Source organism: Candidatus Laterigemmans baculatus (assembly GCF_010367455.1).
Lineage (GTDB): Bacteria > Planctomycetota > Planctomycetia > Pirellulales > Pirellulaceae > Laterigemmans > Laterigemmans baculatus.
In genome coordinates, this window is sequence record NZ_WRPR01000042.1 from 94,087 (window position 1) to 109,988 (window position 15,902).

At 65.1% G+C, this 15,902-nt stretch carries 12 protein-coding genes; 7 read left to right on the top strand and 5 right to left on the bottom strand.

The window, feature by feature from the left end:
* Positions 1–10: 10 nt before the first annotated feature.
* The gene (locus GNK13_RS09065) at positions 11–769 is read right to left on the bottom strand and encodes a hypothetical protein (protein WP_164102192.1); all 759 of its coding nucleotides are present in this window, start codon (positions 767–769) and stop codon (positions 11–13) included.
* A 296-nt stretch (positions 770–1,065) separates the two neighbouring features.
* Positions 1,066–2,277 carry a lipid-A-disaccharide synthase gene (gene lpxB, locus GNK13_RS09070; protein WP_164102193.1) on the bottom strand — a complete coding sequence of 404 codons (1,212 nt, stop codon included), beginning with the start codon at positions 2,275–2,277 and terminating at the stop codon, positions 1,066–1,068.
* 163 nt (positions 2,278–2,440) lie between these two features.
* On the opposite strand from lpxB, the gene GNK13_RS09075 reads away from it, so the two are divergent.
* A complete protein-coding gene (locus GNK13_RS09075; RefSeq protein ID WP_164102194.1) occupies positions 2,441–2,926 on the top strand; it encodes a hypothetical protein in 486 nt (161 codons plus the stop codon).
* 246 nt (positions 2,927–3,172) lie between these two features.
* Here the strand turns inward: GNK13_RS09075 and GNK13_RS09080 are convergent, their stop codons facing one another.
* Complete coding sequence (locus GNK13_RS09080) at positions 3,173–3,991, bottom strand: hypothetical protein (protein ID WP_164102195.1); 819 nt, start codon at positions 3,989–3,991, stop codon at positions 3,173–3,175.
* Between the two features lie 587 nt (positions 3,992–4,578).
* Here GNK13_RS09080 and GNK13_RS09085 point away from each other — a divergent pair.
* From GNK13_RS09085 to panD, 5 genes are all read left to right on the top strand, one after another.
* Entirely contained in the window at positions 4,579–4,977 is a 399-nt protein-coding gene (locus GNK13_RS09085) for a cupin domain-containing protein (RefSeq protein WP_315852977.1), read from the top strand.
* Between the two features lie 180 nt (positions 4,978–5,157).
* A complete protein-coding gene (locus tag GNK13_RS09090; RefSeq protein WP_164102196.1) occupies positions 5,158–7,506 on the top strand; it encodes an outer membrane protein assembly factor BamB family protein in 2,349 nt (782 codons plus the stop codon).
* A gap of 113 nt (positions 7,507–7,619) precedes the next feature.
* Positions 7,620–9,917, top strand: coding sequence for an outer membrane protein assembly factor BamB family protein (locus GNK13_RS09095; RefSeq protein WP_164102197.1), 2,298 nt, complete (start codon positions 7,620–7,622; stop codon positions 9,915–9,917).
* Positions 9,918–9,978: 61 nt separating this feature from the next.
* On the top strand, positions 9,979–10,290 hold the full coding sequence (locus tag GNK13_RS09100; RefSeq protein ID WP_235934992.1) for a response regulator: 312 nt from the start codon (positions 9,979–9,981) through the stop codon (positions 10,288–10,290).
* A 7-nt stretch (positions 10,291–10,297) separates the two neighbouring features.
* Positions 10,298–10,717: an aspartate 1-decarboxylase gene (panD, locus tag GNK13_RS09105; protein ID WP_164102199.1), complete on the top strand. Its 420-nt coding sequence runs from the start codon at positions 10,298–10,300 to the stop codon at positions 10,715–10,717.
* Between the two features lie 115 nt (positions 10,718–10,832).
* On the opposite strand, the gene GNK13_RS09110 is transcribed toward panD, so the two are convergent.
* Positions 10,833–12,167 carry a UDP-glucose dehydrogenase family protein gene (locus GNK13_RS09110; RefSeq protein WP_164102200.1) on the bottom strand — a complete coding sequence of 445 codons (1,335 nt, stop codon included), beginning with the start codon at positions 12,165–12,167 and terminating at the stop codon, positions 10,833–10,835.
* Positions 12,168–12,256: 89 nt separating this feature from the next.
* Here GNK13_RS09110 and GNK13_RS09115 point away from each other — a divergent pair, with 89 nt between their 5' ends.
* Positions 12,257–12,814: a MogA/MoaB family molybdenum cofactor biosynthesis protein gene (locus GNK13_RS09115; protein WP_164102201.1), complete on the top strand. Its 558-nt coding sequence runs from the start codon at positions 12,257–12,259 to the stop codon at positions 12,812–12,814.
* Positions 12,815–12,987: 173 nt separating this feature from the next.
* Here GNK13_RS09115 and GNK13_RS09120 read toward each other — a convergent pair whose 3' ends face one another.
* On the bottom strand, positions 12,988–15,822 hold the full coding sequence (locus GNK13_RS09120) for a 2-oxoglutarate dehydrogenase E1 component (RefSeq protein ID WP_164102202.1): 2,835 nt from the start codon (positions 15,820–15,822) through the stop codon (positions 12,988–12,990).
* Positions 15,823–15,902 lie beyond the last annotated feature (80 nt).

Genomic DNA, 15,902 nt, shown 5'->3' on the forward strand with positions numbered 1-15,902 from the left:
CGCGGCTGATTCAGTCGGCGTACCGGATGTTGAACACGTGCCACTGCACGAGGTCCGCCGTGGCCGGGTCGTCCTCCTCGTAAAAGCCGCGGGTGGCTTCATCTTGCGGCAGCGGCGGGATGCGGAGCAGGGCCACGTTGATGGCCTGCGGCACTTGTTCGCTGCGGTCGCGGAACTGGAGGATGATCATCTCCGCCTCCTCGTACCGCACTGGACCGCTGCGATCGACCAATTCCCACTCGAGCGGCGCGTCGGCGGCGAGGATCGCTTGAACGACGTCCTGCGCGGTAAAGCCCTTGAAGTTCTCGAGCGCCGGGGTGTCGGTCTGGTAGAACTCGACGAGCGACATCGACTCGAGCTGCCGCTCGTTCGGCGGGAGGGTCAATTCGAAGGCCAACTCGCGCTGGCCCGCTTCGAGAACGGCCAGCCAGTTGCGTGCAAACGTCTCACCGTCGTCGCTCATGTAACGCGTCTGGACCATCCGCTGGGCCAGCGCCCAGCCGCCGAAGAAGATGGCCAGCGACGCCCCGGCGACGGCCAACATGCGACCGGCGGGGACGACGCTCGGGTCGCGCGAGGGGCGGAAGGCGAACAGCGCGAACAGGATCGCGATCAGCGGGAGAAACAGCAGCACGGTGCTCGCCAGCACCCCGACGCTGATCAGCCCGAACAGCAGCGACAGCAGACCGCTGACGCGAAACGGACGCTGCGGTTCTTCGGGACCGAGCGAGCTGTCGGAGAAGACAGGGCGAGCGGGAAGGGAGTCCATCGGGAGAGCGGCGCGTGGTGAGCGGCGAGAAGCGAGGGGCTGAAATCCAGATCGCCACTATCTTAAGTGCTTTGGCTCGGCAGTGCCGCACCGCGAGTGGCTGAATTTTTTCTCGCGTCCGTCACCGACACCCTCCCCCGGGAGGGTCGGGCTCTCAGGCCCGGGGAGGGTCAGCTGAGTCTAGCCGCGTTCACTGCCCAAAATCGCAGACGGCCCTCCCCGCTCGTTCCTCGCGACCCTCCCGGGGGGAGGGTGTCGTTGTGCGTTTCCGGCAGAGCCTCGCCACTTGCTGCTGCTCAGGCCGCCGCTCGTTCGGTCTCGCAGTTCGCTGCTTCGCCGCAGGCGGTCGGCAGGATCCCCAGCGACTGGCTGAGCACGTCGGCGGTCCGTCCGGTCGCTCCGGGGCGGCCGTAGCGGAGCCGCAGTTCCTGGAGCTGAGTGCCGAGCTGTTGGCGATAGGAGTGATCGGTGAGCATCCGGCCGACCGAATCGCGGAGGAAGCGGACAGCCGGTTCAGGATTTCCGACGCTGGCGAATTCCGGAAACACCGTCTTGCCAGCGATCAGATTCGGCAGCGTGATGCTGGGCACGCGGACCAGCGCCCGTCCGGTGGCGTAGAGCACCCGGCCGGCTCGGTAGATGACCGCGGCGGGGGTGTTCCGCGCCATCAGCTCCAGGCTGACCGAGCCGGAGACCATCATCGCGCATTCGGCGGCCTCGATCGCTTCGCTCGTCTTGCCGACGAAGAAGTCGATCGGCAGCGAAGCGTCGGCCGGGTTCATCTGATCGCGACACCACAGGCAGTGGGAATCGCGGAAGGCGGCGACCAGGAAGTGGACGTCGCGGTGCTGGGCCGCCAGGCGGCGGATCGCTTCGAGCATCACCGGCCAGTTGCGGTGCACTTCGTGCTGTCGCGAGCCGGGGAGCACGGCCACCAAGCGACGCCCGCGGCTGCGGTGTTCCTCGAAGCGGCGGAGGACCGTTGGATCCAAGGGCCGCTCGGCCACCGCGTCGAAGAAGGGATGGCCGACGAATTGGGTGTTGAGTCCTTGGTCCGAGTACCACTGGTGTTCGAACGGCAGCACCGAGAGGACGTGGTCGACGTACCGCCGCATCTTGCGAATCCGCCACCGGCCCCAAGCCCAGAGTTGGGGCGGGAGGTAGTAGTAGACCGGAATCCCAAACTTTTTGGCCCGCTTGGCGATGTGCCAATTGAAGCCCGGGAAGTCGACCAGCACGACCGCATCGACTTGGCCGCTGGCAAACGCGTCGGTTGCCAGGTCGGCGATCGAGAAGAACTTGCGGAGCTGAGGCAGAACCTCGACGATGCCCATCACCGCCATCTGCGTCAGCTCGTAATCGAGCTTGCAGCCGGCACGGCGCATTTCAGGGCCGCCAAAGCCGCGGAAGCGGAATTTGGGATGGCGGTCCGCCAAGGCTTCGATCAACCGCGCGGTGTGTTGGTCACCGCTCGGTTCACCCGCCGAGAAGAAGATCGTTTTGGTCATCGTGCGGTTTGCCCAATGGGGGATCCGGGTTGCTCGGCGACCGTAATTAGCAGCCGGCGGGAAAGCGGGTCAAGAGAAACCCGATCCGCCAGGAGCCCCAGAGTCGTTATCCTGGACCAAGAGCAGACAACGCGAACACCGCCCGGTGGGGGAACAAACGGGGATGGATTGGCCAGAGTCGGATTTTCATGGGCAGATGGCTGGCAGCTGGGAAGCGCTCGGCGAGGGCGCTCCGACGCTTGCCGCGCTTGCCGGGGTCTGTGCCCGGGCGGTGGTGCATCCGCCGGCCCCGGTGGCGCTCGAGGAGCTCAGCGGCGAAGCCCAGGCGATCCTGTTTGCCGCTGGCGAGCGGGGGGTGATCGAGGTGCGGGGGGTGAGCACCGCGTTCGAAGCGCCCGCCCGGATGCTGGCGATCTACGTCGAGGAAGACCCGCAGCGAACGATCGCGTTTCGCGACCGCGAGCGGCCCGAAGTCACGCTGCGGTTTTTCGAAGGGTTTTGTGAGCTGTGCCGCGGAGGGCTCGTGCTGCATCACCTGCACCGCGACTTCTCGCTCACCAAGCGGGGCTTTGAGCTGGCCCGGCGGGTCGAGCGGGAGAAAGTCGCCGAGCTGCTCGAGCTAGCGACCGAATTCGGGCTGCACGATTGAGAGCGGCTTCAACTCGTACTCAGCGAAGCGGTACTCGTACTCAGCGAAGCGGTACTCGGGGGCGAATCGAGTGCGGTGACTGCTCGGCTCAAGGGAGTCGAGTACGAGTACGAGTACCGCTGCGCTGAGTACGAGTACGAAAGGAAATCGGAGACTGGAAAACGAAAAAAAGCGGCCCCGGGGGTTTGCACCCTCGGGGCCGCTTTCGAGTTCGCATCTTAAGGGATCAGTACCCCACTCGCTAAATTAGCGGGTGTAGTGGGTGCTGGCCTGAATGACGCGACGCTTGCTGTGCAGGTAAGCACTGGGGTCGACGACCGGTGCCGGGGGCATCGGCGAGACTTCCTGGGCCGGGTCGGCTTCGATCGCCGGGGCCTGGGTGGGAACACCGACCGGGGTGCTCATGCAGCTGGTGCAGGCGGGGCCCGCTTCGCAGCCGATTTCGCAGCAGTCGCTGTTCTTGTGGCGGAGGTGTCCGAAGAGTTTCTTCAGCAGCCCGCCGTGACCTTTGCCGCAGCACGACGCGGTGTCACAGCCGCCACAATCGGAAACGACTTCCAGCCCGCAGGCCGGTTCGCAGCTGCCACAGCCGCAAGCCGACGCTTCCAGCCCACAAGCCGGTTCGCAGCTATCGCAGCCGTGGTGTCCCCGCTTCAGCTTGCCGAACAGCTTGCCGAGCAGGTGGTGTTTCTTGCCACCGCAGTGGCCGGCATCGCAGCCACCGCAGGGAGCTTCGAGGCCGCAAGCCGGTTCGAAGCAGTCACCGCAGGGAGCTTCCAAACCGCAAGCCGGTTCGAGGCAGCCACCGCAGGGAGCTTCCAACCCGCAAGCCGGCTCGAGGCACTCGTTGCAGCCACCGCAGGGAGCTTCCAAGCCGCAAGCCGGCTCGAGGCATCCGCCGTGTCCGCCGAACAGCCCGTGTCCGCCGACAGCCGTGTCGCAGCAGGTGCTGTCGCAGCCGCTGCCTTTGAGTCCGAGCATACGATCGAGCAGGTCAAAGCCAAAGCTCTGGGAACAGATGCTAGTTCCGAGAACCATGACGCCGACGAGAATTGTCCGTTTCATGGAGCCACGTCTCCTACGCTTTTTCACTGGGTCGGCACGTTGCCACAGTTGATTCCACTTCTTCCGGATGGCCGCGGACGCGATCGGTGGACGAAGTCGCCGCCGATCGAGCCCTGCCTAGCCGGCGAGCACTCTCGGACGAGCCGCTCGCATCGCGAGCCGCTCGCCGATCGACTTCGTTCTGCTTGCCATGTCCGGACGGTGAGGCTCCTCGAGAGGGGGAGCCGCCGCCGTTTCCGTGTATTCTGTGGGCCGTGCTGCAAATGTCCGTTCCATCCGATGGTCCGGATCGCAAACTCTGCCGCGGGTCCTGCGGGCAACCGTCTCGAGGGTGAGCCGGAGGTGCCGAACAAGCGACACACACAATATCGGCGCGAGTCCCGCAACGGATGAGTCTCGCCCTGGGATTTTGGGCGGTTGGTAAAGAGTTACGACTGGGTGGAGATTGCACTCGCGGCCGTCCGCAGCGGTCGCGCCCGGGGGGGTGGGACCCGAGCAATGGAAGTTTGCTCGCGGCCGGTATAAACTCTGCAAGTGCGGGATCCGCTCCCGCCGCGAGAATTCTTCCGACCCCAGCGACCTGCTCGGTGCGTAGCGTGAGTATGCAACCGTCGATCCGAGAGGACCTCTCGACCCACTCCCCGCCGCCCGAGGTGGTCGATTTGGCCAGCTTGCCTGGCGTCGCCTGCCCCTGTGGAGTCGCCCGGCGAGCGTTCGCCGAGCGAAGCGATTTTCCCGCCACGGTTCATCTGACCGAAATCAGCACCGCCGCCCGCACGCACTACCACCGCCACTCGACCGAGACCTACGTGGTGCTCGAGTGCGGACCGGGGGCGGCGATCGAGCTGGACGGGGTACCCCGTCCGGTTCAACCGGGAGTCGCGGTGCTGATTCCGCCGGGGGTGCGACATCGAGCGGTCGGAGAAATGAAAGTGATCATTTTCTGTCTCCCCAAATTCGACCCCTCCGACGAGCACTTCGACTGACCCGACTCCTTTGCCGATCGCCCCTTTGCCAAGTGGGGCTCTGCCAAGTGGGGTGGTCCCCTCGACGAGGGCCGCAAACGGTCGCCCCAATCCCCCTCCCCAAAAACCGGGCGCCGCTGGCCTCCAACCGCGGCGCCCGTCTCCTGGCCCCGCCTTCCCTCCATCAACCACTGAGCACCCATGCACCGATCTTCCTCTGCTTTGGTGATCCTCACTTTGCTGTGGGCGACGCTCCTCCCTTCCGCCCCCCCGCTCGAAGCTGCTGAGCCGCTTGAGGCTGCTGAATCCGGCGGGGCGGCTGAGTCTGGCGGGGCTGCAAAGGCGACCGCCCGCGAGGGCGACTGGACGTACTGGCGGGGACCGAATTTCGACGGCATCTCGCCGGCGACCGGGTTGCCTGAAACCTGGGATTCCGAGGGAGGCGAAGGAAGCAATCTGCTCTGGAAGCGAGAGGACCTCGGGGGCCGCAGCACGCCGGTGGTGATGAACGGCCGGCTGTACACGGTGCTTCGCTCGGAGCCGGGCACCCGCCGCGAAGGGGAGCGGGTCGTGTGCCTCGATGCGGCCAGCGGCGAGCTGCTCTGGGAGAATCGGTTCAACGTCTGGCTCTCGGACGTCCCGGCTGAACGGGTCGGTTGGTCGAGCGTCGTGGCCGATCCTGAAACCGGGTACGTCTATGTGCTCGGCGTCTGCGACTACTTTGCCTGCATCGACGGCGAGACCGGGGAAACCGTTTGGGATGTGCCGCTGCACGAACAGTACGGGATGCTCAGCACCTACGGCGGGCGGACCAATTTCCCGGTGATCAGCGACGAGCTGGTGATCATCAGCGGAATCATCATCAACTGGGGCGACCGGGCGCGACCGAACCATCGTTTGCTGGGGTTTGACAAGCGATCGGGCGAGCTGGTGTGGTTCCAGGGCTCCCGCGATCTGCCCGACGACACGACCTACTCGGCTCCGAGCGTCGTCACGATCGACGGCCAAAAGCAAATCATTCTCGGGCTCGGTGACGGAGCGGTGTGGGGTTTCCAGCCCCGCACCGGTCGCCCGCTGTGGCACTACGACCTCTCCCGCCGCGGCCTGTTCGCGACGCCCCTGGTCATCGGCGACCGCGTTTTCGCCAGCCATAGCGAAGAGAACATCAACGGGGCCACGATGGGGGCCATCGCAGCACTGAAAATTTCCGGCACCGGTGAGAACACCACCGCCGAAGAGCTCTGGAAAATCGAAGAGCTGGTCGTCGGTCGCAGCAGCCCGATCCTGCTCGACGGACGGCTGTACGTCGTCGACGACCGCTGCAAGCTGTGGATCATCGATGCCGAGACGGGCGAGATGATCGCCGAGCGGATCACGATCGGCGACCGCAAACAGTGGGCGAGCCTGCTGTATGCCGACGGCAAAATCTACGTGCTCACTGAAAACGGCCGCTGGGCGGTGCTCAAGCCAACCGACGAGGGAGTCGAATTCCTCGACAAAGGTCGGCTCCGCGAGGAAGCCTTCCATGGCTCGCCGGTCGCCGTCGACGGCCGACTGTACTTCCAGGGCACCTCGGCGCTGTACTGCGTCGGCTTCCCCGAGCCGTCCCAGGCGTCCGCTGCAGCCAAGTCGTCCGAAGCCGTCGCCGCCGCGACGAGCCGCGAGAGCGCCGCGGAAGCTCCGGTTTCGAAAAACCCCGAACCGGCGTGGCTGCAGATCGTGCCCGCCGAATCGCTGATCGAACCTGGCCAGACGGTCGAGCTCCAGCCGCGGCTGTTCAACGCCCTCGGGCAACCGCTGGAGGCTTCGACCGAAGGGATCAGCTACGAGGTCGAAGGAGCCGGGAGCGTCTCGGGCAATACCTACACCGCACCGAGCGGCTCGGAGCACCTGGCGGCGACGATCACCGGCCGGATCGGCGAGCTGACCGGAGTGACCCGCGTGCGGGTGATTCCGCCGCTCCCCTGGAAGTTCAATTTCGATGAAGCGGACGACGCGCCGGAAACCTGGGTCGGCGTCCGTTATCGCCACACGATTCGGCCGGTCGATGGTTCACCGGCGCTCGTCAAAGTCACCACGATCCCCAAGGGTGCCCGCAGCCAATCGTGGATGGGGCCGAGCGACCTCTCCAACTACACGGTCTCGGCGGACATCCAGGGCACGACCAGCGAAGGGCAGATGCCCGACATCGGGGTGATCGCCCAGGGCTACACCTTGGACCTCCAAGGCAACGCCCAGGTGCTGCAGATCCGCACCTGGACCCCTCAGCTGCGGATGGCCCAGACGGTCCCGTTCGCCTGGGAGCCCAACAAGTGGTACCGGATCAAGTTCCAAGCCTCCACCGAGGAAGACGCGTCGGTGCCGGGCGGCAAGGTCGCCGTCCTGCGTGGCAAAGTGTGGCCCCGTGACGCCGAGGAGCCGGCCGAATGGACCGTCACCGCTCGCGACGAATCTCCGCAGCTCGCCGGTAGCCCCGGGCTGTTCGGAAACGCCCAAGTCACCGAGCTGTACGTGGACAACCTGGAAGTCACTCCCAACGAAAGCGAGTAGTTCGCCCGCCGTGGCCTCCCTCCCACCACCCGCTGGGAGGCCGCGGCAGGACTGTCGTTCGTTCGCAATCTCCAAAGAAAATATTCTCTCCGCGGAAAGATCCAAGGCGTCCCATGAAGAAAGAACTCTCGATCTACTTAATGCTCTCCTCGTCGGTGGTCCTGGGAACCATCTCGGCGACGGCGATTGGTGGCTGCCAACCCGCACCGGTGGCCGAGCGGACTGACGCCGAGGCGGCCGAGCCGGTCGTCCCAGTCGTCGCCCCCGCGGAAGCCCCGCTCGAAGCCGAGCCCCAGCCGGAAGCGACGCCCGAGCCGGAAGCTGAAGCGACGCCCGAGCCGGAAGCTGAAGCGACGCCCGAGCCGGAAGCTGAAGCGACGCCCGAGCCCGAAGCGAAGCCCGAGCCCGAAGCGAAGCCCGAGCCCGAAGCGAAGCTCGAGCCCGAAGCGAAGCCCGTAGCGGAGCCTGCTGACCAGGCGAGCGAAGGGGCGAGTGACGCGGAGAAAGCGGAGCCGGCGGGTGAATCGGCCGCGGCAGTCGCCGAGCCCGACGATCCTCAGGCGGTGCTCGAGGCCGGTGGCGATTGGCCGCAGTGGGGCGGCACGCGGCTTCGCAACAACGTCCCCAACGTCAGCGGCTTGCCGGAGAGCTGGAACATCGGCGAGTTCGATCGGCGGACCGGCGAATGGGATAGCTCGAGTGCGGAGAACATCAAGTGGGTCGCGAACCTCGGCAGCCAGACGTACGGCAACCCGGTCGTCGCCGATGGCCGCGTCTACGTGGGGACGAACAACGGTGCCGGCTATCTGCCGCGGTATCCCAACGAAGTCGACTTGGGCGCTTTGGTTTGCTTCGATGAAGAGACCGGCGAGTTCCTCTGGCAGCACAGCAGCGAAAAATTGATCACCGGCCGCGTCCACGACTGGCCGCTGCAGGGCATCTGTGCCGCCCCGTTGGTCGAGGGGAAGCGGTTGTGGTTCGTGACCAGCCGCGGCGAAGTCCGCTGCCTGGACACCGAAGGGTTCTACGACGGCGAGGATGACGGCCCGGTCAAGGGGGAAGTCGTTCGCCTCCTGGACGTCGAAGCCGCTTCACCCGACTACAGCGAGGCGGTTGCCCAGCTCGACGAAGGCAAGCTGACCGAGGCGGTCCGCAAGCGATTGGCCGAGGCCGGTTTGACGGTCGAGGGTGAGCCGCAGGTCGAAACCGAGACCGCCGGCAAACAGTGGAAGATGACGGTCGAGTCCGACGGCGGCTCGCGGGAAATTTCGGCCAAGGTCGCTGGTCCGCGGCTGACTTTCTTCAAAACCCTCTCGCCCCAAGACAAGCACGAAGCCGACGTGATTTGGGTCGTCGACATGATGAAGGATCTCGGCGTCAGCCAGCACAACATGGCTTCCTGCAGCGTCACCAGCTACGGCGATCTGCTGTTCGTCAACACCAGCAACGGCGTCGGCGAGTCGCACCTCAACCTGCCTGCGCCCGAGGCCCCCAGCTTCATCTGCATGGATAAGAACACCGGCGAGGTGCTGTGGACCGACCGGGCCCCGGGCGACAACATCCTGCACGGCCAGTGGTCGAGCCCGGCGGTCGCAGTGCTCGGCGGCGTGCCGCAGGTGCTGTTCGCCGGTGGCGACGGTTGGCTTTACAGCTACAAAGCCGACCGCGGCCAGAACGGCGCTCCCGAAATGCTGTGGAAGTTCGACTGCAATCCGAAGGAGTCCGAGTGGATTCTCGGTGGTGCGGGAACGCGGAATAACTTGATCGCCACGCCGGTCGTCTACGATGGCTACGTCTACATCGCCGTCGGCCAGGACCCTGAGCACGGCGAAGGGGAAGGCCACTTGTGGTGCATCGATCCGACGAAGCGCGGTGATGTGAGCCCTCAGTTGGCGGTTAAGATCGGCGACGACCAGCGGAAGCCGATCCCGCACAAGCGGATTCAGGCGGTGGAGCCGGAGCAGGGTGAAGCGGCGATCGATAATCCCAACTCGGCCGCCGTGTGGCACTACTCGGTCGCCGACCAAAACGACGACGGCGAGATCGACTTCGAGGAAGAGCTGCACCGCAGCATCGGCACCGTGGCGATCAAGGACGACGTCCTGTACTTGGCCGACTTCTCGGGGATGCTGCACTGCCTCGACGCCAAAGGGAACGAAGATGGCAGCCCCAAAGTCCATTTCACCTACGACATGCTGGCCCAGTCATGGGGCAGCTGCCTGATCGCCGATAACAAGGTCTACATCGGCGATGAAGATGGCGAAGTGGCGGTGTTCGAGTTCGGTCCCGAGAACACGGAGCCGATCGAAGAGATCTTTATGGGGTCGAGCGTCTACAGCACGCCGGTCGCCGCCAACGGAGTGCTCTATATCAGCACCAAGGACAAGCTGTTTGCAATCGAGGACCAGTGAGATGCCAAAGCGAGTGATTGATTGCGGCAACTGCGCGCCGGATCATAGCGCCATTCGGAATATGATCCAAAGCCACTTCGATGCCGTCGTTGAGCAGACGCACGACGGCGCCGAAACGCTCGCGCGGCTTCGCAAAGGAGGCGTCGATCTGGTCCTCGTCAACCGCAAGCTCGATCGCGATTACAGCGATGGGCTCGACGTCATCCGGCAGATCAAGTCGGATGACCAGCTGAGCGATGTCCCGGTGATGCTGGTGACCAATTACGAAGAACACCAGCAGGCGGCAGTTGCGGTCGGCGCCGTTGCGGGGTTTGGTAAGCTGGCCCTGTCCGATCCCCAAACCCACGCGCTGCTCGAGCCGATCCTTGGCTGACGCTCCCATGACGTTTCGTAAATTGCTGCACGCCAAAATCCACCGAGCGACGGTCACCGCCGCCGACCCGGATTACGAAGGCAGTTTGACGGTCCCGCCAGAATTGCTGGCGGCTGCCGATATCGTGCCCTACGAGTCGCTGCACGTGTGGAACGTCACCCGCGGCACGCGGCTCGAGACGTACGCGATCGAAGGCCGGCCGGGATCGAGCGACGTGTGCGCCAACGGCGCCGCGGCCCACCTGATCTTTCCCGGCGACCGCGTGATCCTCGCGGCATACACGTTCGTCCCCGCCGATTCGATCCGCAGCCATCGGCCGCGGCTGATCTTCGTCGACCACGCCAATCGGATCACCCACACCGGCCCGGAAATCCCCGGACCGGAAATGCGGGCTATAGCCTCCAGTACCTCAGCCTTTCCAGGCTGACGCTCGCTGGCGACGCCGACCAGCCGCCACGCGCTAGCGTCCGGTTTTCCCTAATCCCAGGGAACCGGATGCTAGCGCATGGCGGCTGATTTTTTGCCGCGAAACCCTGGCGCACTCAGACCGCTTGCGGTTCTTCGCTGACGCTGGCCAGGGGGCGGCCGATGCTGTGGTAGGTGAAGCCGTGCTCGACCATCCGCGCCGGCTCGTAGAGATTGCGGCCGTCGAAGATCACGTGCCCGTTCATGCGGGTCCGCATCTCAGCAAAGTCGGGGTTGTGATACGCCTTCCACTCGGTGTTGATCGCCAGCGCGTCGGCACCGTTGAGCGCGTCCATCGCCCCTTCACAGTAGATCAGCTGGCTGCCGTAGATTTGGCGAATATTCTCGGTCGCTTCCGGATCGTGCACCTGCGGCACCGCTCCCCGCTGGAGCAGATAGTCGAGGAGGGTCAGTGCGGGAGCTTCGCGGATGTCGTCGGTCCGCGGCTTGAAAGCCAAGCCCCAGACGGCGATCCGTTTGCCCACGATCTCGTCGCCAAAGTGCGATTCGAATTTCTCGACCAGCACTTTCTTCTGCTCGCGGTTCACCAGGTCGACCGCGTCCATGATCCGCGGTTCGAGGCCGTGGTCGCGGGCCATGCTCGCTAGCGCCCGCACGTCTTTGGGAAAGCAGCTGCCGCCGTACCCGACGCCGGGAAACAGGAAGGCGAAGCCGATCCGCTGGTCGTGGCCGATCCCTCGCCGCACGTCGTTGATGTCGCCCCCCATCCGTTCGCAGAGGTTGGCCATCTCGTTGATGAACGAGATCTTGGTGCTCAGCAGGGCGTTGGCGACGTACTTGGTCAACTCGGCCGATTGGGGGCTCATCGACAGGAACGGCCGATCGGTTCGCAGGAACGGACGGTAGAGTTCATGCAGCGTTTGGGCGACCTTTTCGCTGCGGACGCCGACGACGACCCGGTCGGGCTTCATGAAGTCCTCGATCGCGGCCCCTTCCTTAAGAAATTCAGGGTTGCTGGCCACGTCGACGTCGCGGCCGAGGATCGCCCGCAGACGCTCGAAAATCCACTGGTTCGTGCCGACCGGAACCGTGCTCTTGGTGACCACGATCGCGTTCTCGCGGAGGTGCGGAGCGATTGCGTCGACCACGCTGCGAAGCGCCGAGAGGTCGGCCGATCCATCGTCCGCCGGCGGCGTGCCGACGGCCAAGTAGACCAGTTTCGAAGCGCTCACCGCCTCGGCCAAATCGGTCGTGAAGCTCAGCCGCCCCGACTCGGCGTTGCGGAGCACGAGCTCGGACAGCCCTGGCTCGTAGATAGGAATCTTGCCATTGCGGAGAGCGGCGATCTTGGCTTCGTCGATGTCGACGCAGACGACATCATTGCCGCTGTCGGCAAAGCAAGTTCCGGTCACCAGTCCGACGTAGCCGGTGCCAATCATCGCGATCTTCATGCAGAAAACTCTCTTTCTGGCTCAAACGAAATTAACATGGATTCGCTCCACGATTGTAGTCAACTGTAGTCAACCGGCTCGGGGGCCAAATGGAATTCAACGAATCCAGCAGCAAGGATGCAGTCTCCCCAGCGTCCGATCAAGCGGATAATCGTCACCATACGGACGACCGGCCTCGGGTGGGCTGCGGTGTGATCACGGTCAGCGATACGCGGACCCGAGCGGACGACCGTAGCGGCGCGGAGATCGAGCGGTTGCTGCTCGAAGCGGGCCATCGGGTGGTCGACCGGCGCATCGTGCCCGACGCCAGCGAGCAACTGCGCCAAGCCGTGCTCACCGCCTCGGCTGACCCCCGAATCGACGCCGTGCTGATCACCGGAGGAACCGGGATCGCGCCGCGGGATCAGACTCCCGAGGTGCTCGAGCCGCTGCTCGAGGTTCAGCTGCCGGGGTTTGGGGAGCTGTTTCGCGCGGTCTCCTTCGCGGCCATCGGTCCCGCCGCGATGCTCAGCCGAGCCGTCGCCGGGAGGCGCGGCAGGACGGTGGTGTTCGCCATGCCGGGATCGACCAACGCCGTCCGCACGGCGGTCGAGCAGCTAATCCTCCCGGTCCTGACCCACGCCGTCGCCCAAGCCCAGCAGAACTGAGGCGTGAACGACACCCTCCCCCCGGGAGGGTCGCGAGGAACGAGCGGGGAGGGCGATCCGCGGCGTAGAGCCTAATCGCGGAGCGGATTCAGCGAGCCCTCCCCGGGCCTAAGAGCCCGACCCTCCCGGGGGGAGGGTGAATTTTGGACGCCGTTCCTCCTGTTCCTCGCCCCCTACGCCTCGCTGGTCGAGGGGCTGAGGAGTCCGGCGAAAGCGGCGTCGAGCAATTCGGCCTGCTCCAGCTTGTGGGCGTTGAGGCTGCCGGTGCTGGGGCTGGCCGAAGGGTTGCGGCTGACGCGGCGGAACTGGAACCGCTCGCTCAGCTCGTCCCCGAAGTTCAGCTTCATGTAGGGCCAAGCCCCCATGTTGGCCGGTTCTTCCTGGACCCAGATCAGATCGCTGCCGGTCGGCACGCCTTCGAGTGACTTGAGCAGCTGGCTCGAGGAGAGCGGGTAGAGCTGTTCGATCCGCATGATCGCCACGTCCTCGATCTCGCGTTGCTGACGCGCTTCGAGCAGGTCGTAGTAGATCTTGCCGGTGCACAGCAGCACTCGCCGGGCGTCCTCGGGGAGCACGTTCGGGTCGGGCAGGATCTTGCGGAACGAGCCGCCGGTCAACTCGCTCAGGTCAGAAACGCAGTGCGGGTGCCGCAGCAGACTTTTGGGGGTCAGCGCGATCAGCGGCTTTCGCCACCGCTGCAGCACTTGCCGCCGCAGCAGATGGAAGTACTGAGCGGGAGTCGTCGGTTGGCAGACCTGGATGTTGTGTTCGGCCGCCATCGCCAGGAACCGCTCGAGCCGAGCGCTGCAGTGCTCCGGCCCTTGCCCTTCGAACCCGTGGGGCAGCAGCATCACGAGGCCGCTGAGCCGCTTCCACTTGTCTTCACCGCTGGCGATGAACTGGTCGACGATGACTTGCGCCACGTTCCAGAAGTCGCCGAACTGAGCTTCCCAGGCCACGAGCCCTTCGGGGCAGTCGAGCGAGTAGCCGTACTCGAAGCCGAGCACGCCGACTTCGCTGAGCGGGCTGTTGATGATTTCGACCGGCGCCTGGTCGGGCGAGAGATTGGCCAGCGGCATGTAGGTCTGGCCGTCGCTCGAATCGTGCCATACAGCGTGGCGCTGGCTGAAGGTCCCCCGCTCGCTGTCCTGACCGGTCAACCGGATTCGGTGGCCTTCGCTCAGCAGCGACGCGAACGCGGCCGCTTCGGCCGAAGCCCAGTCGAGCGGCAGGTTGCCGGCAGCCATCTCGCGACGCTGCTGGATCGGTCGCTTGAGCTTTTTGTGCAGCTTGAACCCGACGGGGACCTGGGTCAGTTTTTCGAGCAGCGGCGAGAGCGTCTCGGCCGGGACGCCCGTTTGCGTCTCGACGCCGACCGGCTCGGGGCCGCCGTAGTACTGCTGCCAACAGCCGCCGAGCGTCTGCAGGTCGGGGACGAACTCCTGGGTGTGGCTGGCTTCGAACTCGGTCTCGAGCTTTTCCTGCCGCAGCCGGTGAATTTCATCGGCCTCTTCCTGCGTCATCTCGCCGAGCTCGAGCAGCCGCTGCAGATAGCTTTCGCGGACGCTCTTGCGGCTGTCGATGGCTTGGTAGATCAGCGGCTGGGTGAACCGCGGTTCGTCCCCTTCGTTGTGCCCCCAGCGGCGGTAGGCGTAGAGGTCGATCACGACGTCGCGGCGGAACTCGCGGCGGAAATCCATCGCCAAGGAGACGACCTGGGCGACCGCTTCGGGATCCTCGCCGTTGACGTGGAAGATCGGAATCTGGAGCATCCGCGCAACGTCGGTCGCGTAGGTCGTGCTCCGTCCCTGGAACGGCTCGGTGGTGAAACCGACCTGGTTGTTGATCACGATGTGCAGCGTGCCGCCGGTGTGGTAGCCGGCCAACTGGCTGAGGTTGAGCGTCTCCTGGGCCACGCCTTCGCCAGCGAAGGCAGCGTCACCGTGGATCAGGATCGTCAGCCCTTCCTGCCGCTTGCTGTCGCGGCGGCGGTCCTGCTTGCTGCGGCAGCGGCCGAGCGCGACCGGGTTGACGAATTCCAGGTGGCTGGGGTTGAAGCACAGCGAGATGTGCAGCTTGTCGCCAGTCGCCGTCGTCCAGTCGCTGCTGTAGCCCAGGTGGTAGCGGACGTCGCCGCCGCCGCGGCTGAGCTCCGGCCGCGGGTCCTCGAACGACCAGAAGATGTTCAACGCCCGCTTCTTAAAGATGTTCGCCAACACGTTCAAGCGTCCGCGGTGGGCCATTCCCATGACCACTTCTTGCACCTTGTGCTGGCCCGCTTTCTCCAGCGCCAGGTCGATCATCGGGATCAGGCTCTCGGCCCCCTCGAGCGAGAAGGTCTTGGCGCCGACGAACTTCCGCCGCACGAACTCCTCGAAAATCGAGGCGTCGGCCAACCGCGTGTAGATTCGGCGTTGGACTTGATGGGCCAGCGGCAAGCGGTTTTCGGTCAGCTCCATCCGCCGCTGCAACCAATCGCGGATGTTGCGATTGTCGATGTGCATGAACTGCGCACCGATGCTCCGACAGTAGGTGTTGCGGAGCTTTTCCAGGATGTCCGAGAGCGTCCGCCCGGTCACGTTCTCCAGCGAACTCGAGTCGAACGGCCGGCTGAGGTCTTCCTCGCTGAGCCCATAGGAGCTCGGATTCAGTTCGGCGCTGGTCGGCCGCGGCAAGCCGAGTGGATCGAGCTGGGCGTTCAGGTGACCGCGGACCCGATACTCGCGAACCAGTTGATCGATCCGGTCCTGGACGCGGGCCAGCCACAGCGCTTCGTCGGTCACCGCCGTGGCAGCCGGTCCTTTGGCCGCGGTCCCGCTCGCCGGCGAGCCGCTGGGGGGCGAACCGTTGGCCCCGCCGGCAGCCTCCTGCGAGGCTCGCAGCACCGCGCCATCGGAAGCAACCAGGAATTGCTCAAAATAGCGGCGCCAGCTGTCCGAAACGCTGTTTGGATCGTTGACGTACTTGACGTACAGATCGTCGATGTAGTCCAGGCTGTAGGTATTCATCCCAGACAATCCGCGGTCGATGCGGACTGATTAAAAGGTGAGCCCACACAGGTTTGACGGCTCGCGCCACTGAGTGGACG